At 70.2% G+C, this 20,021-nt stretch carries 17 protein-coding genes; 7 read left to right on the top strand and 10 right to left on the bottom strand.

All coding sequences use genetic code 11. The features are described 5' to 3' along the window. The first annotated feature begins 27 nt into the window (after positions 1-27). Positions 28-831 carry an HAD family hydrolase gene (locus tag WA675_RS20810; protein WP_336086386.1) on the top strand — a complete coding sequence of 268 codons (804 nt, stop codon included), beginning with the start codon at positions 28-30 and terminating at the stop codon, positions 829-831. 32 nt (positions 832-863) lie between these two features. Here WA675_RS20810 and WA675_RS20805 read toward each other — a convergent pair whose 3' ends face one another. The 4 genes from WA675_RS20805 to WA675_RS20790 form a co-directional block, all read right to left on the bottom strand. After that, entirely contained in the window at positions 864-1,913 is a 1,050-nt protein-coding gene (locus WA675_RS20805; RefSeq protein WP_336086341.1) for an alpha/beta hydrolase, read from the bottom strand. A 109-nt stretch (positions 1,914-2,022) separates the two neighbouring features. After that, complete coding sequence (locus tag WA675_RS20800) at positions 2,023-2,787, bottom strand: AIM24 family protein (protein WP_336086340.1); 765 nt, start codon at positions 2,785-2,787, stop codon at positions 2,023-2,025. 4 nt (positions 2,788-2,791) lie between these two features. Continuing rightward, positions 2,792-3,487, bottom strand: a complete 696-nt coding sequence (locus WA675_RS20795) for an AIM24 family protein (RefSeq protein WP_336086339.1) — start codon at positions 3,485-3,487, stop codon at positions 2,792-2,794. 7 nt (positions 3,488-3,494) lie between these two features. Next, on the bottom strand, positions 3,495-4,118 hold the full coding sequence (locus WA675_RS20790; protein ID WP_336086338.1) for an AIM24 family protein: 624 nt from the start codon (positions 4,116-4,118) through the stop codon (positions 3,495-3,497). 158 nt (positions 4,119-4,276) lie between these two features. Between WA675_RS20790 and WA675_RS20785 the strand changes: the two genes are divergently transcribed. Both WA675_RS20785 and WA675_RS20780 read left to right on the top strand, forming a co-directional pair. Next, positions 4,277-5,638: a TerD family protein gene (locus WA675_RS20785; RefSeq protein ID WP_336086337.1), complete on the top strand. Its 1,362-nt coding sequence runs from the start codon at positions 4,277-4,279 to the stop codon at positions 5,636-5,638. Positions 5,639-5,644: 6 nt separating this feature from the next. Continuing rightward, positions 5,645-7,165, top strand: a complete 1,521-nt coding sequence (locus WA675_RS20780) for a TerD family protein (protein ID WP_336086336.1) — start codon at positions 5,645-5,647, stop codon at positions 7,163-7,165. 6 nt (positions 7,166-7,171) lie between these two features. Here the strand turns inward: WA675_RS20780 and WA675_RS20775 are convergent, their stop codons facing one another. From WA675_RS20775 to WA675_RS20765, 3 genes are all read right to left on the bottom strand, one after another. After that, a complete protein-coding gene (locus WA675_RS20775; RefSeq protein ID WP_336086385.1) occupies positions 7,172-8,851 on the bottom strand; it encodes a glycosyltransferase family 87 protein in 1,680 nt (559 codons plus the stop codon). An 81-nt stretch (positions 8,852-8,932) separates the two neighbouring features. Then, a complete protein-coding gene (locus WA675_RS20770; protein ID WP_336086384.1) occupies positions 8,933-11,116 on the bottom strand; it encodes a transglycosylase domain-containing protein in 2,184 nt (727 codons plus the stop codon). Between the two features lie 897 nt (positions 11,117-12,013). Continuing rightward, positions 12,014-12,433 carry a DUF5318 domain-containing protein gene (locus WA675_RS20765; RefSeq protein ID WP_336086335.1) on the bottom strand — a complete coding sequence of 140 codons (420 nt, stop codon included), beginning with the start codon at positions 12,431-12,433 and terminating at the stop codon, positions 12,014-12,016. Between the two features lie 123 nt (positions 12,434-12,556). Between WA675_RS20765 and WA675_RS20760 the strand changes: the two genes are divergently transcribed. From WA675_RS20760 to WA675_RS20745, 4 genes are all read left to right on the top strand, one after another. Continuing rightward, positions 12,557-13,627, top strand: coding sequence for a DUF1707 SHOCT-like domain-containing protein (locus tag WA675_RS20760; RefSeq protein ID WP_336086334.1), 1,071 nt, complete (start codon positions 12,557-12,559; stop codon positions 13,625-13,627). Positions 13,628-13,634: 7 nt separating this feature from the next. Continuing rightward, a complete protein-coding gene (locus tag WA675_RS20755) occupies positions 13,635-14,417 on the top strand; it encodes a DUF1707 SHOCT-like domain-containing protein (protein WP_336086333.1) in 783 nt (260 codons plus the stop codon). Positions 14,418-14,563: 146 nt separating this feature from the next. Then, complete coding sequence (locus tag WA675_RS20750; protein ID WP_278261035.1) at positions 14,564-15,121, top strand: PadR family transcriptional regulator; 558 nt, start codon at positions 14,564-14,566, stop codon at positions 15,119-15,121. Next, positions 15,114-16,223: an inositol-3-phosphate synthase gene (locus tag WA675_RS20745; RefSeq protein ID WP_336086331.1), complete on the top strand. Its 1,110-nt coding sequence runs from the start codon at positions 15,114-15,116 to the stop codon at positions 16,221-16,223. The genes WA675_RS20750 and WA675_RS20745 overlap by 8 nt, the downstream gene beginning before the upstream one ends. Before the next feature lie 373 nt (positions 16,224-16,596). Here WA675_RS20745 and WA675_RS20740 read toward each other — a convergent pair whose 3' ends face one another. The 3 genes from WA675_RS20740 to WA675_RS20730 all read right to left on the bottom strand — a co-directional run bounded on the left by WA675_RS20740 (position 16,597) and on the right by WA675_RS20730 (position 19,954). Continuing rightward, positions 16,597-17,028: a GyrI-like domain-containing protein gene (locus tag WA675_RS20740; RefSeq protein WP_336086382.1), complete on the bottom strand. Its 432-nt coding sequence runs from the start codon at positions 17,026-17,028 to the stop codon at positions 16,597-16,599. Between the two features lie 2 nt (positions 17,029-17,030). Then, positions 17,031-17,492, bottom strand: a complete 462-nt coding sequence (locus WA675_RS20735) for a GyrI-like domain-containing protein (protein ID WP_336086328.1) — start codon at positions 17,490-17,492, stop codon at positions 17,031-17,033. A gap of 152 nt (positions 17,493-17,644) precedes the next feature. Next, positions 17,645-19,954: a transglycosylase domain-containing protein gene (locus WA675_RS20730; protein WP_442945687.1), complete on the bottom strand. Its 2,310-nt coding sequence runs from the start codon at positions 19,952-19,954 to the stop codon at positions 17,645-17,647. Positions 19,955-20,021 lie beyond the last annotated feature (67 nt).

Raw genomic sequence — 20,021 nt, 5'->3', positions numbered from 1 at the left:
CTGTTCGCCACCGATCTGGATCGCACGATGATCTTCTCGCACAATGCCTTCGGCGGCGCGGAGACCATCGCGAAGGAATGCGTCGAGTACTACCAGGGCGAGCCCCTGTCGTACATGACCACGACCGCCGTGGACCGCCTGCGCGCGCTGGCGGCCCTGGCGCCGGTGATCCCGACGACCACCCGCACCATCGAGCAGTTCCAGCGGATCACCCTGCCGGGTGCGCCCTGGCGCTACGCGATCACCAGCAACGGTGGGAACATCCTGGTCGACGGTGTCCCGGATCCGGCCTGGCGCACCGCCATCGACGACCAGGTGCGCGCCTCGGGCGCCACCCTCGCCGAGGTGGGTGCCGAATTGCGTTCCCGTATCGACGATTCCTGGGTCACCAAGTACCGCGAGGCCGACGACCTGTTCTGCTACCTGGTGGTTCGGATCGACGCGGTGCCCACCGGCTTCCTGGCCGAGTGGGACGCCTGGTGCCGCGCGCACGGCTGGTCGGCCTCCCAGCAGGGCCGCAAGATCTACACCATGCCCGACGCGGTCTGTAAGAGCCTGGCCGTCACCGAGGTCCGCCGCCGCTTGCGCGCGACCGGCGAATTATCCGAGGACGCACCGCTGTTCACCGCCGGTGACGGCGCGCTGGACGCCCCCATGCTCGAGATCGCTGACGCCGCCATCCGCCCCCGGCACGGCGAACTCGAGGAACTGGACTTCACCGCCCCCGCGCTCACCGTCACCGAGACCGCGGGCATCCTGGCCGGTGTGGAGATCCTGGACTGGTTCCACGCCGCCGCCGAGCGCACCGCCCCGGTGGCCGACCCCGCCTGACCGGAAACCCGGGCGCCACAACGGCGTCCGGGTCACTCCTGCGGGAACAGCCCCTCGGCCAGCACCGGCCACGAGGTCTTGAAATCGTCCTGCCAGTACCCCCACGAATGGGTGCCGCTGTCGCGGAACACGAAGGTGCCGGGAATCCCGAGCTGGTCGAGCCGCGCGCGCAGGTTCTGCGCCGAGAGCCACACCGCGCCCTCGATCAGCGCGCCCAGCGCGACGGTCTTGGGTGTCTCCGAGGGCTTCTCCATCCGGAACGGCCCGCCGGGCTGATCGTGAATACCCGGAATGCCATTGCCCGTCGACACGAAAAGATGAGTGCCGCGCAGCTTCTCGGCGTTCACCAGCGGATCGTTGGCCGCCCAGCCGGGTCCGCCGAGCGGGCCCCACATATTGCGCACATCACCGCCGCCGTACATCTCGACGGTCATCTTCACCGCCTGCTGCCCGGCGGGATCGCTCACCTGGGTGAGCCCGCTGTACACCGCCGCGCTGCGGAACAACCCGGGATGCGCGATGGCCAGATTCAGTACCGGCACTCCTGACATCGACAGTCCGGCAATGGCATTGACGCCATTGGTGCCCAGCGCCGCGTCGATCAGCGGCGGCAGCTCCGCACCGATATAGGTCTGCCACTTGTTCACCCCGAGCACGGGATCGGTCTGCTCCCAGTCGGTGTAGAAGCTCCACGCGCCGCCGATGATCTGCACGACATTGACGTCCTTGTCGGCCAGGAAGTCCAGCGCGTCGGTGCGCAGCTGCCAGGACGCGCGGTCCAGACCGCCGCCCGCGCCGTTGAGCAGATACAGCGCGGGCTTGGGCGCGCTGGTGTCGGCTGGGCGCTGCACGTCGACCGGGAAGGTCCGGTCCATGGCCGCGGAGTGCACGTAAAGCCGCACGTGCCGGGCGTCGGTGACCTCCATCTTCTCGATGTAGGACCCGTTGGGCGCGGTGGCGGCGGCGATGTTCACACCCGGCGCGGTGGGCGGGACCGCGGACACGGTGGTCTCGCTGACGAACGACACGGTGACGGCGCACAGCGCGGCCGCCACGATCCGTCGGATGCTGCGACGCTGCACGGCGCCCACTCCTCTGATCGAACTCTCACCGGCGTGTTCCTCCCGGCGGAGCCCACGGTAGCGGTCGACCCACCGCCTCCGTCAGATTTTGGCGCGTTCTCGTTTCAGATCAGTAATGCTGCTGCTGACCAGCCAACTGCTGACTGATCACGCCGTGGATGCGCTGCAACCCGCCGACGCTGATCCCGCTCTGCAACTGGCCCTCGATCGTGCGCACCAGGGCGTTGTCGCTCATGATCTTCTCGGTCGACTGGATCAGCACCGTGCCCGCGCCGGTGAAGTCGAACTGGCGCTCCTCGCCGGAGTTGGCGCCCATCCTGGCCGCGCCCGCCGCCAGGAACCCGCTGATCCAGCCCTGGTCGTAGTGGTGGCTGGGGGAGGGGCAGTCGGCCCAGCCGACCAGCGATTCCGGATCCACCCGCAGCGGCGGCTCGGCGAAGATCACCGGGCCGTTGGAGGAGGCGAGGAACTTGCCGGTGCCGATCAGGGTGAGGAAGCCGGGCACGATCGACTGCTTGAGCGCCAGGCCGGGCTCGAAGGCGAGCAGGTTGGCCGCGCGGATGGTGAGGTTGCCGTCGTCGAGGTCGAAGGAATTGATGTCGTAGCCGCGGTCGCCGATGATCAGCTTTCCGTGCCCCTCGGCCACCACGTAGTCGCCGGTGAACAGCGGCGCGGAGAACTGGCTGCTCACCATGTTCATCAGGTGACCCTGCAGGCCGTGGGTGAGCAGCTGGAACTGGATCTGGCCGTAGTAGGCGATCATCGCGCCCTTGCGCATGAACCACGGGCCGGTCAGGTCGATGCAGTAGGCGTAGTCGTTGCCGGGGATGTTGTCGCTGGCGCCGAGCGTCATCGGGGACAGGATCTGGCTCATCGGTTCACAACTTCTCTTCGGAGGCCTGCACGTACACCACTCCCTGTCCGTGGCAATGCAATTGCATCGCCTCGCCCGCGCCGCGGCCCACCGCGTCGCGCCAGCTCATGGCGGCCTTGAGTTCGGTCTGCACATTGCCGTAGGCGGCGACGAACGCCTGCGGGTCGACGACGACCGGATTCGGCCCGCCCACTTGCAGTTCCAGGAAGCCACCGTGCGCCAGCAGCACCGCCGCGCCGTGCCCGCTGAGCTGGGTGGTGAACATGCCCTGCCCGGTCGCCACCCCGGCGGCCGCGCCGCGCAGCGCGCCCATCAGGCCACCGCCGCCACCGCCACCGCCGCCGGAACTGGCCACCGAGACCACCGAGGCCTGCAGACCGGCGGTGTTGGCGAGCAGCCGCGAGGCCTCCGCGCGCAGCACCGCGCCCTGCTGCATGTGCACCACGTGCACCTCGAGCCCCGCGAAACCGTAATGGACGACGCCGTTTCCGCGCGCGAGCATGGTGCGCTCGTGCTCTCCGGCCATCATCGCCCCGGCCATCCGCATCAGCCCGCCGCCGCCGGAGCCCGCGCCCGGGATCTGATGCGGCGCGAACGCGACCTGCCCGGTGTAGAACAGCATCGCGCCGGTCCGCGCGACCACGCCGCCCGCCTGCCCGACGTCGACCTTGACGACCTTGCCGTTGACCTTCTCGAACATCGCCCGCCTACCGTTCCGCCGGCTGGATCAGCACTACGCCCTGGCCGTCCCACCGCAGTGAGAACGCCTCGCCCGCGTCCTGCCCGACGACACTGCGCCAGGACACATCGGTGACGAAGGACTGATTGAGATTGCCGCGCGCCGCGACGAACGCGTCCGGATCCACGATCAGCGGATACTGCGGCGAGACCTCCAGATGGATCAGCGGCCCACCGGCCGACAGCAGCGCCACCTGACCCTGCCCGGACACCGTGGTGGTGAACAGGCCGTTGCCCGAGGACATCCCGCCGACCCCGGCGAACCGCACGTCGGTGCGCAGATTGCCCGCGAAGGCGAGCAGCTGCTGCGACTCGACCTGGAGTGTCTCGTTGTTGAGGTTCACCACGGTGACGTTCTGGCCGTTCACCGCGAAGAACACCCGGCCGTTGCCCGCGCACTCCATCAGCGACAGCTTCTCGCCGGTGGCGCGGCGCTTGAGCCCGGCGAGCACACCCTCGCCGCCGCCGAACCCGGCCGATTTGAACTGGACATTGCCTTCGTAGGCCACCATCGAGCCCGCGATCGCGCGCATACTCGTCCCCGCGAGATGCGCCTCGATCACCTTCTTCGACTGTTCGAACAATTGCGCCATGACCGGCCCTGATGCCCCTTCTCCGCTAGTGCGAGGCCACCCTAACCGATTCCGGCCGAACCTGCGGTGGCCGCGGAGCGCGGACGCCACCCGCCGCTTTCTCGTAGAGTGACTAGCAAGACCACCGGCAAGCAATAACGACAAGCGAAGGGTCAACCTTGTCCGCAACACTCGCCAAGGGCCAGAACGGACCACTGGCCGTCAGTGACGTCGTGATCTCGCTCCAGCTCACGGCACCGGCCGATCTGTCCGCACTCCTCGTCACCGAGCAGGGCAAGGTCAGGACCGACGCAGATTTCGTCTTCTACAACCAGCCCAGCGGGCCGGGTGTCGATCTGCGGCCGGGTCCGGCGGGTCAGCCCGCCTCCCTTGCGGTTTCGCTGCCGTCGGTGCCCGCCGAGATCGATCAGATCCGCGCCGTCATCACCCTCGACGACGCCACCAGCAACTTCGGCCGCTCCGCGCCGCCCACCGCGATCGTCTCCGACGCCGCCGGAAACCAGCTGTTCGAGTACCGGATCGAGGGGCTGAACTCCGAGTCGATCGTCATCGCGCTCGAGCTGTACCGCCGTCAGGGCACCTGGAAGGTGCGCGCGGTCGGCCAGGGCTACGCCGGGGGATTCGCCGCGCTGGTCACCGATCACGGTGTGCAGGTGGATGATTCGCCCGCACCGGCCGCCGCCGCGCAGCCGGTCGCGCCGCCGCCTCCGCCCCCGGCACCCCCGGCCTACCCGCAGCAGGCCGCCCCGAGCTACCCGCAGCAGGCCGCGCCCGCCTACGCGCCGCCCGGTGGGGGCTACCCGCCGCCAGCGCCGCCGCAGCAGCCGCCCGCCGGTGGCGGGTACCCGCCGCCGCCCGGGGCCGGGTACCCGCCGCCCACCCAGGCCCCGCCGCCGCCTCCGCAGCAGCCAGCCGGGGAGATCAGCCTGAGCAAGAACGGGCCGGTCAGCCTGCAGAAGGGTCAGCGGGTCACGCTGCGCAAGGAGGGCGGCGCCGCGCTGACCTTCGTGAAGATGGGCCTGGGCTGGGACCCGGTGCAGACGCGCGGCATGTTCGGCAACCGCACCGTCGATGTCGACCTGGACGCCTCGGTCTGCCTGTTCGCCGACAACAACCTGGTCGACGTGGCCTACTACGGCCAGCTGTCGTCCAAGGACGGCTCGGTGCGCCACCAGGGCGACAACCTCACCGGCGAGGGCGACGGCGACGACGAGATGATCCTCGTCGACCTGACCCGTATCCCCGCGCACATCTCCACGCTGCTGTTCATCGTGACCTCCTACAAGGGCCACACCTTCGAGCAGGTGCAGAACGCCTTCTGCCGCCTGATCGACGGCGGCAACAACGGCGAGCTGGCCCGCTACACCCTCGCGGGCGGCATGCCGTTCACCGCGATGGCCATGGCCAAGGTGTACCGGGTGGGCGGCGACTGGAAGATGCAGGCGCTCGGCGAGGGCTTCCAGGCCAAGCACCCCGGTGAGGCCGTTCCGCAACTGGGCCGATTCCTGGGCGGGAACTGAACGATCGTGATCCACCTCGAGGCGGGGCAGAACATCGGGCTCACCGCCGATATCGTGCGTTTCACCGCGCAGACCACCGGTGCCGTCGAGCTCGGCGCGCTGGTGGTCGGCGCGGACCTGCGGGTCCGGGACGAACTCGACCATGTGGGCGCGGCCCGGCCCGCGGCACCCGGCGTGCGCTACGCGGGCGACGCGGTGGAACTGACGCTCTCACAGGTCAGGGCCGACGCGCATGCCGTGCTGCTCTACGTCACGGCCGGGCAGGTGCTCGGCGCTGTCGCGGCCGCGCTGGCCGAGAACGGCAGTCCGGCAGCGCGATTCGCCATCACCCCGAGCGCCGGGGAGAGCGCGCTGATCTGCCTCGAGGTGTATCGGCGCGGCGGTGGCTGGAAGCTGCGCGCGCTCGGTCAGGGGTACGCGGGCGGCAGCGCGCAGCTGCTGAGCACGCACGGCGTGCCGGTGCCGGTGCCCGCGCAGGCCACCGCGCCGACCCAGACCGCGCCGCGTCCGGCCGCTCCGGCGGCGGGCATCCCGCTCGAGATCGACCACGGCCTGCAGCGCATGTGGATGATCTTCGAGGACGCCGCCCGCTCGGCCGCCGCGCTGGTCTCGGCCCGCGACTACGCGGCCAAGCGGCTCGATCAGGAGATGTCGGAGGCGGTGTCGAACCCGGCGACCCGCAACACCCCCGCCGCCGACGCCGCCCGCGACGCCGCCCAGCGCAGGCACGACGAACTGGTCGCGCTGGCCGACGCCGATCACCGGCGCGACAGCGATCAGCTCGGCCACGAGATCGGCGAGGCCGACGCCGTGATGCCCGCCGCGCTGGCCTCCTGGCTGGCACCGGCCTGGACCACCCGCGCCCAGCGCGCCGACGGCATCCGCCTCGGCGAGCTCTACGCGCTCGATCGCGGGGCGCTGCGGGTGCCGTATTGCGTTCCGGTGCCGCTGAATCGGCCGCTGTGGGTGGATACCGAATCCAGTGCCGCCGCCTCGCGGGTGGTCGGCGCCCTGGTGGCCCGGCTGGTCGCCGCACTGCCCGACAAGCCCACCCGGGTGGATCTGATCGATCTCTCCGGCGGTCTGCGCGGGCTCGCCGCCCCGCTGGCCCCACTGCTGGCGGGCCCGGTGATCAGCGATCACGGCGACATCTCCGCGCGCCTGGGCGAACTAGCGCACGCCGCCGAGCTGGCCGAAATCGCTTACCACAGTGGACAAGCCGTGCCACCGGCCGAACACCGCATCCTGGTGGCCGCCGATTTCCCGCACGGCTACCAGGCCAGCGATGTGGTGCACCTGGGTCAGCTCATGGTGCGCGGCGATCTGATCGGGCTGTCGCTGGTGGTCGTCGGCAGCGGCAGCGAATTCGCCGACGGGCCGCTGGCGCTGCTGTCGCAGTCCTGCCGTCATCTGCCGACCATTCCCGGCACCCCGCTGTTCGATCCGTGGACCGGCAACGCCTGGGAACTCGACCTGGACATGCTCCCGGCCGAACCCGAACTCCAGGCCCGTTACCTGCGGATGTAGCGGGCGCTACTCCAGCATGGAGGCCGGGCGGGAGCTGGTGCAGGCGTGCCGGGGCCGCAGGAACTCCGGCAGCCAGGCCAGCAGCGGGTCGGGGGCGCGGTCGAGGATGCCGCCCGCCGGGTCGTCGACGAAATCGCGGCGGACCAGGTCGTCGCCCGGTTGCAGGATCTGGTGCACGATCAGCGCGCACAGGCCGAGGACCGCGAGGTCGCGCAGGATCACGGTGCCGGTGAACCACTGTTCGGGCAGGCCCTTGGCGTCCTCGCCGAGGTAGTAGTACATCCGGGGCGCCCAGACCAGCGCGTCGATCGTCATCCAGGCCAGCAGGATGCGCCGGTGCGGCAGCGCGAGCACGGCCAGCGGCACCAGCCACAGCGAATACTGCGGGCTCCACACCTTGTTCGTCAGCAGGAACGCCGCCACCACCAGGAAGCACAGCTGGGCCAGGCGCGGGCGCCGGGCGGCGGTGAGCGCCAGGTAGGCGATGCCAGCGCAGGCCAGCGCGAACAGCAGCAGCGAGACCGAGTTGAGCACCGTCGGCGGCTGGCCGTGCGCGAGCTCGCCGTCGAAACCGCCCCAGCCGGTGAACGAGGTGATCACGTTGTAGATCGAGTCGGGGTCGGCGTGCCGGGTGGTGTTGAGGCGGAAGAACTCCCGCCAGCCCTCGGGATAGAGCACCGCGATCGGCAGGTTCACCGCGACCCAGGTGCCCACGGCGGCGAGCACGGTCAGCGTGGCGGCGCCGAGCGGGCGCAGGCCGAAAAGGTGGACGCGGGCGGGGGTTTCGCGCAGGTAGGTGCGCAGCGAGTCCAGGCTGTCGATCTCGCGCAGGCGCAGTCCGGCCTGGGCCGCGGGCAGCCGCCGCATCGGGTCAGCGCGCAGGCACAGCACCACGATCGGGCCGAGCAGCAGCAGCGGATACAGTTTCGCGGCGCCGCCGAGGCCGAGCAGGATGCCAGCCAGCACCGGTTTGCGCCGGGCCCAGGCCAGCAGGCCGGTCGCCGCGAAAGCCGTTGCCAGCGCGTCGAAATTGGTGAAGGCGTGCACGATCACCAACGGCGACACCGCGATCAGCGCGGCATCCCAGACCCGGCGCCCGGCTAGTCGCGAGGACGCCCACACGGTGATCAGCCAGCCCATCGCCAGCCCGAGCGCGACGATATTGAAGTACACCACCACCGACAGCGCGCCCGGCAGCGGCAGATGGTCCCAGATATTGGCGATCTGCGCCGCCGCGTACTGGTAGAGGCCCGAGAGCACCGGGTACTCCATGTACCGGGTCTCGGTGCCGCCGTCGGGGGTTTGCTCGATCCAGAACTTCTTGTACGGGAAGGCGCCCTCGTTGAGGCGCTCGGCGCCGTAGAGCGGGACCGTGTCCGAGTAGCACATGGCCACGTACTGGCGGCCGTTGTTCCAGTCGAGCATCAGCCCGCCCGCGCCGTCGTCGGTCTGCTGGATGCAGCCCGCCTTGGCGAACCAGCCCAGCGCCAGGAACACCACGGTGCAGGCGAACAGCACCCGCAGCGGCGTCCAGAACCGCACCCGGCCGATCAGCGCGTGCTCGCCGACCGGGCCGCCGACCACGCTCGACAGCTGGGCGGTCAGCGAATCGTTGCGGCTGGGCCGGTCGCGCGCGTCGACCGAGCGCAGGTCCGGGGCCAGCGCGGCGGGCGCGACGTACTGCACCACACGGCCCGGCCCGTTACCCCTGGAAGCCGGCGGGTCCGTGAGTTGCTGATCGGTCACGACATTCGAGGCTACCGGTGACTATCGCGAACGGGTCGGTGTGGCTCCCGCGCCGCTGTTCTCGTCGTCGTCACCGCCGCCGGGCCGGGTGCCCGGCGTGTTGCCGTTGTTGCCGCCGGTTCCGCCGTTGCCGGGCGAGCCGTCGGACGGTGCCACCGGCTGACCGGGCAGCGGGCCGGTGGTGGTCTCCGGCTCCTGCCGCGTCTGCGGCGTCGCGGGCTGCTGCTGGACACCGGGCACCGGGATCCGGACACCGGGGAAGATCTCCACCTCCGAGGGCACGATCACCGGCGGGGCGAAGGTCGGGGCGGTGGTGGAGGGCGCGGTGTAGGGCGCCGACCACTCCGGCACACCGGCCTGGCCCTTGATCGGGGCGGGCTTGGGGAACGACTCGTTGCTCGTGCCCGACAGTGCGCCGTCCATCGTGTCCTTCCAGATATCGGAGGGCAGACCCGAACCGTAGATGCTGCCGCCGCCGTAGTTGCGCAGCGGATCGCCCTGCTCGGTGCCGACCCACACCGCGGTGGACAGCGACGGGGTGTAGCCGACCATCCAGGCATCGCGGTTGTTGCCGGTGTCGCCGAGCTGGTGGGTACCGGTCTTGGACGCCGACTCCCGGCCACCGGCCAGGTTGTGGTTGCGCGAGTAGGCCGCGATCGGCTTCATCGCCGCGGTCACGTTGTCGGCCACGGCCGCGCTCACCCGCTGCTCACCGGCGGGCTCGCCGCGGTCGAGCAGCACCTGACCGTCGGCGGTCACCACGCGCTGCACGAAATGCGGGGCGTGGTAGACGCCGGAGGCGGCCAGCGTGGCGTAGGCGGAGGCCATGTCCAGCGGACGGGTCTGGTACTGGCCCAGCACGATGCCGTTGTTCGGCCCGGCGCCGCCCGGCTCGGTCAGCGTCTCGCCGATGCCCGGCAGTTCCTCGGGAATGCCCAGCTTGTAGGCCATTTCGCGGATCTTCTGCGGGCCGCCCTGCATATCCAGCTGCATGCGGTAGAAGCTGGTGTTCAGCGAGCGCTTGAGCGCCTCGGCGATGGTGCACATGCCACACGATTCGCCCTCGACATTGCCGATCTCGATGCCGTTGACGGTGATCGGCGAGCTGTCGTAGAGCTGCGAGAGCGGGATGCCCAGCTCGAGGTTGGCGGCCAGGCCGATCACCTTGAACGAGGAACCGGTCGGCAGCCCGGCATTGGCGAAGTCGAAGCCCTGACCGTCCTCGCCGCCGTAGTAGGCGCGCACGGCGCCGCTGCGCGGGTCGATCGAGACCACCGCGGTGCGCAGGTTCTCCGGTTCGCCCTCGAGGTTGCTCTGGGCGGCGCTGACCGCCGCCTCCTGCGCCTTCGGGTCGATCGTGGTGGTGATCTGCAGGCCCTCGGTGTTGAGCTGCTGCTCGCTGATGCCCGCGGCCGAGAGCTCCTGGAGCACCTGGTTCTTCACCAGGCCACCGGGACCCTCGTCGGCGTCGCCCTCGTTGAGCGAGGCCAGGGTGACCACCTGCGGGTACTCCATCGATGCGCGCTCGCCGGGGGCGAGGTTGTTGCCGCTGACCATGCCGTCGAGCACGTAGTTCCAGCGCGACTTGGCGCCCTCGGGGTTCTTCTCCGGGTCCAGCAGCGAGGGCAGCTGGATGGTCGCGGCCAGCACCGCGCCCTCGGCCACGGTCAGTTCCTGCACCGGCTTGCCGAAGTAGGCCTTGGCGGCGGCGTCGATGCCGTAGGCGCCGCGGCCGAAGTAGATGGTGTTGAGGTAGGCGGCGAGGATGTCTTCCTTGCTCCACTGGCGGGCCATCTTGGCCGAGATGACCAGCTCGTGCATCTTGCGTGTCATCGACCGCTCGTCACCGACCAGCGCGTTCTTCACGTACTGCTGGGTGATGGTCGAACCACCACCGGCGCTCTCCTTGCCCAGGATGTTGTCGCGGGCGGCGCGGGCGAAGCCCGAGACCGAGAAGCCGGGGTTGGTGTAGAAGTCGCGGTCCTCGGCGGCGATCACGGCATTGCGCACGTGCGGCGGGATCTGATCGATCGAGACCTCGGTGCGGTTGCCCTGCGGCGGGACCACCTTGCTGATCTCGGTGGTGCCGTCGGCGGCGTAGATCATGGCGACCTGGTTGGTCTCCAGATCGCCCGGCTTGGGCACCGACACTGCCGTGTAGGCGACCAGGAACACCGCGCTCGGCACGACGATGGCCAGCGCCATCAGGACGTAGAGGGTCCGGCGCACGCCCCGCCAGGGGAACTTCTTCTTGGTCACCGAACCATCACTACCGGAGCCGTCGTCGCCCCCGCCACCGTCGCGGCGGTTGCGCGGACCGGTCGGCGGCGGGGTGCCGCCGCTGCCGGTGGCCCGTCGTTCGCCGGTGGTGGGCCCGCCGGGACGGCGTCCGGCACCCGGACGCGCGGCGCCCGCGGCACCCGCGCGGGTGGTGCGGTTCACATCGTCGGCGCGCACCGCGCGGCCCGCGCCGGTCTGCCCGGAACGCACGGTCGGTTCGTCGGGGGTGCCGGGACGCGGCAGCTTCTGGGTGGCACCGGCCGCGGGCGCGGGGCGACCCGGCTGCGGCGGCCTGCCCTGGCCGCCCTGCGGGCCGTTCGGGCGCACGCGCTGCGTCGGCCCGCTCGACGGGTTGTTGACGCGCTGAGTCGGACCGCTGGCCGGACCACCGGCGCGCTGAGCCGGGCCGCCCGCGCGCTGGGTGGGATCACCGCCGGGCCGCGGGGCTGGCCCGCCGGGTCGCTGTGGGGGCGGGCCCTGGCGCCGCGGCGGCATTCCGCCCGGCGGCGGGCCCTGTTGCCGGTTCGGCGGCGGACCGCCCTGTGGACCGCGCGCGCCCGGCGCCGGTCCGCGTCCGCCCGGTCCGGGAGCGCCCTGGCCGGGTCCGCCCTGGCGCGGCCCGTTCGGCGGCATCGGCCTGCGCGGCGGCTGACCGCCCCGCGCGTCGTCACCGAAGGGGGAGGGCTCGTAGGGCGAACTCACTGACCAGATCTCCATAACTTGTAAGGTTCAACCGGCACACGACATCCGCGCCGGAGCACCGGCGCGGATACCTTGCACCCTGAACAGCAGTGCCTCACGGGGTGGTCATTCGGCGACCTGTCACTCGGCGACAGAACGCCGCCCCGCTCGCGAACTCGTCCGGCGCCGGGCCGGCGCGGGCGCCGATCCGAGCACATACGACTGCACCAGGTGGTTCCAGCTGCACGAGCGGCACACCTCGACGACGTGCACCGAGAACTCCTCGCTCGATTCCGCCATCCGGATCAGCTCCTCCGGTGTCCGCGCCGACCCGGCCGCCTGGCCGAGCCCGTCGCCGAACACCCAGGAGACCAAGGTCAGCTGCTCTTTCCGGCAGATCGGGCAGGTCACCTCACTGCCCCGGCCGTGGAACTTGGCGGCCCGGAGCAGGTACGGATTCGCATCGCACACCTCGGCGACACCCACCCGGCCCGCGTAGACGTCAGCCAGCAGCGACCGGCGCCGGAGCGCGTAGTCGACCACCTGCCGCTGAATTCGCACGATCACCAGAGTAGCGGGGTTTGATTTGCGCCGCCGTGGGCACCGCGTCATCGGTGCGCTCGTCGTACACTCCCGATACCGGGGAGTGCCCGGATGTTTCCGCAGGTGAGGCGTACCAGGGCAATGGCTGATTCCGGGCGGGCCCGCGGGGCCGCCGATTCCGCGCTGCGAGCGCGTGATATCGATCGCGCGCAGGTGTCGACCGTGCTTGACGCGGCCTACGCCGAAGGCCAGCTGGGCGCACACGAGTACCACGATCGCGCCGACCGTGCCCGCACCGCGAAAACCCTCGGTGAGCTGCGGCGATTAACCGCAGACCTACAGTCTCCCGAAGCCCTCGGCGCCCGACCTGTCCCACGAAAACCGTTGGGCCGCAAGCACCCCGGCGAATATCCACCCCACACCAGAGCGCGTGATTCCGATCGCGCCGCCATCCGGACCGTCCTGGACGCGGCCCGCGCCGACGGCCAGCTGGACGCCGAGGAGCACACCGCTCTGTCCGGCCTGGCCGAGGACGCGCGCACCCTGGGCGATCTCGCCACCCTGGTCGCCGAGCTGCAACAGCGCCCGGCCGCCCCGGTGAAACCCCGCGCCCGCCGCACCGCCCGCCTGGTCACCGTCGCCGCGGCGGCGCTGGTGGCGGTCGCCGCCTTCGCCTGGACGGTCCGCGACGACAACCCGCCCGTCCCCGATCCGGGCATCACCGCCGAGCCCGTGTCCATGGAACCCGTCGTCATCCCCACGCCCGACCTCACCACCGGCGCCGGATTCCGCCAGTTCCGCACCGACTACCTCGCCAAGTTCGGTGACACCCTCGTCGACGAGGCCGTCCTGCACGACGAGCACGCCTCGGTCGATCGCCGCGCTCCGGACAAGCCCACCTGGACCGTCGACTACACCTATCGCGGCGGTTTCGACCGGTCCACCTCGCAGCTCACCACCCGCGCCCGCGATGCCGTCGACATCGACCTGGCGCTGGTGGACGCCACGGCCCTCGACACCGCCTTACGCGAGGCCGCGACCACGGTCCGCGTCCCGGACGGCAAGGTCACCCACCTGCGGATCGCGAAGGACAGCTGGACGGGCGGCCACCCGGCCATCACCGTGTTCGTGCGCAACGAACTCGGCGAGGCGGGCGATTTCGTGCTCGCGCTCTCGGGCGAACTGCTCTCGATCGATCCGTACGAAGGATGAGCCCGCGATGAAGCCGAAGAACCTGCGGGCCACCGACGCCGACCGCACCGACGCGTGCGCCCTGCTCGACGCCGCCCTGGCCGACGGCCAGCTCACCGCCGCCGAGCACGACACCCGCACCGCCGCCGCCCTGCGCGCGGAGACCTTCGGCGCCCTGGACCGCCTGGTCGACGACCTGCAAACCCCCGCCGACCTGGCCGCCACCCCGCTGGCCAGGGGCATCCCCCGCGCACCCCGCCGCTGGTGGCTCCCGGTCGGCGCGGTCCTGCTGGCCGGGCTGACCGGTGCGCTCGCGGGCCTGCTCGGCCGTACCGTCGGCGACACCGTGGCGGCCGACCCGCTGCCCGACTTCACCACCGGCCCCGGATTCGCCCACTTCCTGGCCGATTACCGGGCCGAGTTCGACTCCACCCTCGTCGACGAGGTCACCGTCTTCCCCGACCGCGTCACCGTCCGCCGCGCGGCGGGCCCGGGCAAACAGGTCCACATCACCTACCGGGGCGATTTCGACACCGCCGGTTCGCCGACCTCGCGCCAGCCGAAGACGCCCACCCTCGACCTGGCCGAGATCGATGTGGCCAAGCTGTCGGGCTACCTCGCGGGCGCCCCGGAGACGGCGAAGGTCCCGGGCGGCGCGGTCTGGATGTTCGACATCGAGGTCGACGACCCGACCGAGAAGCCGCAGCGGGTCGAGGTGAGCATCCACGTGAAGAACGCGCATGAGGAATCGGGCCACTTCATCGTCTCGGCGGCGGGCGAGCCGGTCGCGGTGCATCCCTTCAAGCCCTGACCAGGGCATCTCACCTGGCACAACGCAGTGATGTGCGTCATTCGGCTATGCCTTGTTATATCGCTCCGATATAGTTGGTACTCGCATCCATCGGTTAGGTCTGTTCGGTCTGTCGGGCCGACATAGTGCAGGGAGTGAGGTCGGCAGTGCTCGAATTGGCGATTCTCGGCCTGCTCCTGGACGCACCCATGCACGGCTACGAGCTGCGTAAACGGCTCACCGGCCTGCTCGGCGCGTTCCGGGCCTTCTCCTACGGGTCGCTCTACCCCACGCTGCGCAGAATGCAGTCCGACGGGTTGATCGCCGAGGAGATTCCGGAGGGCGCGACCGCGCGCCGTGCGCGCCGCGTCTACCGGCTGACGCCGGTCGGGCGGGAACGGTTCAACGAACTCCTCGCCGACACCGGTCCGCAGAACTACACCGATGACGGCTTCGGCGTTCACCTCGCCTTCTTCAGCCGCACCCCTGCCGAGGCAAGGATGCGGATTCTCGAGGGCAGGCGACGTCAGGTCGAGGAGCGCCGAGAGGGACTGCGCGAGGCGATCAAACGGGCTTCCGGCTCGCTGGATCGCTACACGAGCCAGCTCCACCAGCTCGGATTGGAATCAAGCGAGCGCGAAGTGCGCTGGCTCAACGAGTTGATTGCGGCGGAGCAATCGACGAAGGCGGCACCACAGAAAGAGGGAAAGAGCGGCCATGAGTGATGTCAACAAGGTTGGGTCCGGCGAAGTTCGCGTCGCGATCGTCGGTGTGGGCAACTGCGCGTCGTCGCTGGTGCAGGGCGTGCAGTACTACAAGGACGCCGACGAGAACTCGACCGTTCCGGGCCTCATGCACGTCAAGTTCGGTCCCTATCACGTCAAGGACGTGAAGTTCGTCGCCGCGTTCGACGTCGATGCCAAGAAGGTCGGTTTCGACCTGGCCGAGGCAATCTTCGCCAGCGAGAACAACACCATCAAGATCTCCGATGTGCCACCCACCGACGTGACGGTCCAGCGTGGCCCGACCCTCGACGGCATCGGCAAGTACTACGCGCTGACCATCGAGGAGTCCGAGGCTCCCGCGGTCGACGTGGTCAAGGCGCTGAAGGACGCCCAGGTCGACGTCCTGGTCTCCTACCTGCCCGTCGGTTCGGAAGAGGCCGACAAGTTCTACGCCCAGTGCGCCATCGACGCGGGCGTCGCCTTCGTCAACGCGCTGCCGGTGTTCATCGCCTCCGACCCGGTCTGGGCGCAGAAGTTCGTCGACGCGGGTGTCCCGATCGTCGGTGACGACATCAAGTCCCAGGTCGGCGCGACCATCACCCACCGCGTGATGGCCAAGCTGTTCGAGGACCGCGGCGTGGTACTCGACCGCACCTACCAGCTCAATGTCGGCGGCAACATGGACTTCAAGAACATGCTCGAGCGCGAGCGTCTGGAGTCCAAGAAGGTCTCCAAGACCCAGGCCGTCACCTCCAACCTCAACGGCCCGCTCTCGGGCAAGGTGCACGACCGCAACGTCCACATCGGTCCCTCGGACTACGTGGAGTGGCTCGACGACCGCAAGTGGGCCTACGTCCGCCTCGAGGGTCGCGCCTTCGGTGACGTGCCGCTGAACCTGGAGTACAAGCTCGAGGTGTGGGACTCGCCGAACTCGGCGGGCATCATCATCGACGCCGTCCGCGCGGCCAAGATCGCCAAGGACCGCGGCATCGGTGGCCCCGTCATCCCGGCCTCGGCCTACCTGATGAAGTCCCCGCCGGAGCAGATCGCCGACGATGTGGCTCGGACGCAGCTCGAGGCGTTCATCATCGGGGCTGAGTAGGTTCTGACGTGAAGGCCGGTGGTTGCGAGATTTTCGCGGCCACCGGCCTTTTGTCTACATGTCCCCCGGGAAGTGGACGCTGTGTTTGTTGGAGCGCTGGCGCGCTTGAGTCGCGGCCCCTAGGGGCCGCCGGTCAGCGCTCGAGACTCGCGCCTGCGGCGCATGCGCTTCGAGCGCTGACCGGCGACCCGGCCGCGACCGGCCGACTTCGTCGGCCGCCGCTCCTCGGGGTCGCGGGTGCGGGGTTGGGAGTGCGGTCATGGCGGTGTTGTTTGGTGCGCTGGCGTGGGTGGGTCGGGGTTCCAGGGCTGCGGGCAGGCGATCTTGCTTGCTGGCCCTGCTGCTCCTCGGGGTCGCGGGCGGTCAAGGCCTTTCAGTCCAGGGAGACGTAGACCTCGACGCTGGTGGGGCCGGTGTAGCGCTCTAGTTCGGCGGTGTGGGAGCGGGTGATGGTGCCTGCGTTCTCGGCTTTGATCACTTGGGCCCAGGCGGTGCGTAGGAGGTCGTAGGGCTTGTCGGAGACGACGAACTTGGCGTAGCGGCCCGCGGGGATGCGGGTGAGTACGTCGCCCTCGTCGATGTCGTCGAGGCCGTCGACCTCGTAGCCGAGCACCGCGACGGCGTGGTCGTTCTGGCCGATGTAGGCGGCCGCGCGCGGCACGGACTTCTCCCGCGAGAGGTAGCGGTCCCAGGTGAAGTTCACCAGGTCCAGGTCGCGGGCGGTCACCTCGCGCCCGGCCAGCGGCACGGTCAGGCCCGCGATCAGCCCGTCGTCGAGGGTGACGATCTCGAAATCGACTGCCATGGTCACTCGGCGCCCTTCTCGTCGGTCAGCGACACGTAGATCTCCACCGAGTTCTCGTCCGGGTACTGCTCGTAGTCGCCCGCGTAGGCGCGGTCGAACTCGCCTGCCGCCTCGGCGTCCCAGATCTGGCGCCACAGCGCGACGATGGTGTCGCCCCGGTTCTCGCCGGTGGCGCTGAACACCGCGTAGCGGCCCGCGGGGATGCGGGCGAGGACGTCACCGACCTGCAGATCCGCGAGGGTCTTGCACTCGTAGCCGACGATATGGGTCAGGTAGGAGTTGATCTCCGCGGCGAAATCGACGTACCCGGTCGCGACCGGTCCCGGTAACTGCGGCCGCGCCAGCAGATGCCGCCACGCTTCCACCACTTTGGCTCGCCGCGGACCCTCGACGGCGAGCGCCGGGCTGCGGAGCACCGTGCCCGCGATCAGCGTCTCGGGACGGTCAACGACATTGAAATCCACCTGCGTAGCCCCTATGTCTAGTCTCGTCGTCGCTCGAGCGCGTCCATCTTCCCGCATCGCTACGACAGGTTCCGCGCCGGGCTCGTTCGCGCTCTGGCCAACGATGTTGCCATGTCCGCTCTAGCGCGGGGTCCCGGTGGCCAATCCGTGATCTATCGTCCCCCGCCACCGAGCCCGGGGAAGAGTTCGCCGGGCTGCGCGGGGGTGGGCGCGGGCGGGATGATGATCACCGGCGCGGGGGTGCGCGGCGTGTCGGCGGGCGGGTCGAACAGGCCGGGTGTCGAGGTCGGCGGGGTGGTCGGGTCGAGGATGCCGGGACCGGCCGCCGGTGGCGTGATGATCAGCGGCGGCGGACTGCGCCGGGACGTGGGCGGATTGAGGATGTCGTAGTCGCCGCCGCTGCGCGAGGGCGCGGGCACCACCGGATTCGACAGCGGTGGCACCTCGAACTGCTCGACCGGGGTGCCCGCCAGCGCGGTGTCCATGGTCTGTTTCCAGATGTCGGAGGGCAGCCCGGAGCCGTAGATCGCGCCGCCACCACCGGTCCGCAGCGGTTGCGGCTGCTCGGTACCCACCCACACCGCCGTCGACAGCGAGGGCGTGTAGCCGATCATCCAGGCGTCCTTGTTGTCCTTGCTCTCGCCCAGCTGCGTGGTGCCGGTCTTGGCCGCCGACGGCCTGCCCTCGGCCAGGCCGTGCCCGTTGGAGTAGTTCGCGATCGGCAGCATGGCCTGGGTGGTCGCGTCGGCGATGCCCGCGGTGATGCGCTGCTCGGGTTCCGGTGCCGAGCGGCCGAATCCGTAGTCCACCGAGCGATCCAGCAGCACCTGCCCGTCGCCCTTGGTCACCCGCTGCACGAAATGCGGCTGCCGGTAGACCCCGTGATCGGCCAGCGTCGCGTACGCCGAGGCCATATCGATCGGCCGAACCAGGTACTGGCCGAGCACGATTCCGTTCAGCGGCGGCCCACCGGCCTCGGTGAGCGTCTTCTCCTCCAGCCCGGGAATGTGTTCCGGGATCCCGGCCTGGTGCGCGGCGTCGGCGATCGAGCGCGGCCCGTCGGCCATGGTCATGGTGAGCCGGTAGAAACTGGTGTTCAGCGAGCGCTTGAGCGCCTCGGTCAGCGGGCACTGGCCGCAGGAATCGCCACCGTCGTTGGTGATCTCGGTACCGCGGTCGTGGATGGGGGAGCTGTCGATCGCCCTGGTCACCGGGATGCCCTGCTGCTGGGCCGCCACCAGCGCGAACACCTTGAACGAGGACCCGGTCTGCAGCGGCGCCTGCGCGAAATCGAAGCCGGTGCCGTCCTCGCCGCCGTAGTAGGCGCGCACCGCGCCGCTGCGCGGATCGATCGAGACCACCGCCGCGCGCAATTGCGGTGGCTGCCAGGACAATCGCTCACGCACCGCGTCGACCGCGCCCGCCTGGGCGGTGGCGTCGATGGTGGTGGTGATCTGCAGGGCTCCGGTATTGATGTCGGCGTCGGTCAGGCCAGCGGCGCGCAGCTCGCGCAGCACCTGGGTGCGGATGTGGCCCTCCGGGCCGAGCGCGGCGGGCTCGGCGGGCAGGTCGGGCAGCGGCAGGATCTCCGGGAACTCGGTGGCGTCGCGGTCGCCGGGGGCGAGCACGTTCATCTCGACCATGCCGTCGAGCACGTACTGCCAGCGCGCGCGCAGCTGGTCGAAGTGGGTTTCCGGGTCGAGCACCGAGGGCGAGCGGATCACCGCGGCCAGCACCGCGCCCTCGGCGAGGGTCAGCTCCGGAACCGGTTTGCCGAAGTACGCCTTGGCCGCCGCGGCGATGCCGTAGGCGCCGCGCCCGAAATAGATGGTGTTGAGGTAGGCGGCGAGGATGTCTTCCTTGCTCCACTGCCGCGCCATCTTCGCCGCGATGATCAGCTCGCGCATCTTGCGGGTGACGGTGCGTTCCGAACTCAGGAAGGCGTTCTTCACATACTGCTGGGTGATCGTCGACCCGCCGCCCGCGTTGTCGTTGCCGAGCAGGTTGTCGCGGGCCGCGCGCAGGAAGCCGCTGGTGGAGTAGCCGGGGTTGGTGTAGAAATTGCGGTCCTCGGCCGCGAGCACCGCGTCGCGCACCGGCACCGGCACCTCGGCGAGCGGGATCGGGATCCGATTGCCTTTGGGCGGAATGAATTTGGTGAGCACGGTGGTGCCGTCGGCGGCCAGCACGGTGGCGGGCTGCTCGACCGCGACCTCGGCCGGTTCCGGGATCTCCGCACTCCAGTAGATGGCCGCGAACAGCAGCGCGGGCACGCAGAAGAAGATGATGAACAGTGCCAGCAGCAGTCGCCGGATGCGTTGCGCGCGCGTGCGGGGCGGGCGGTCGGAGGGTAGCGGCGTGTCGTCGTCGGGATCGACGGCGGCCAGCCGGGCGGCCTGCGCGCGCCGGGCGGCGCCCTTGCGTGGCTGGTCGCGTGCTGCACCCTCGGAGGCCACGACCATCCCCTTCCCGCGCGAGGAGAACACCACCTGCCTAACGATGCAGGCGACTCTACCCGGCGGGGGCCGC

Origin of the sequence: Nocardia sp. SSK8, from assembly GCF_037034205.1 — a bacterium.
Classification (GTDB): domain Bacteria; phylum Actinomycetota; class Actinomycetes; order Mycobacteriales; family Mycobacteriaceae; genus Nocardia.
This window is presented reverse-complemented; position numbering and strand designations above follow the sequence as displayed.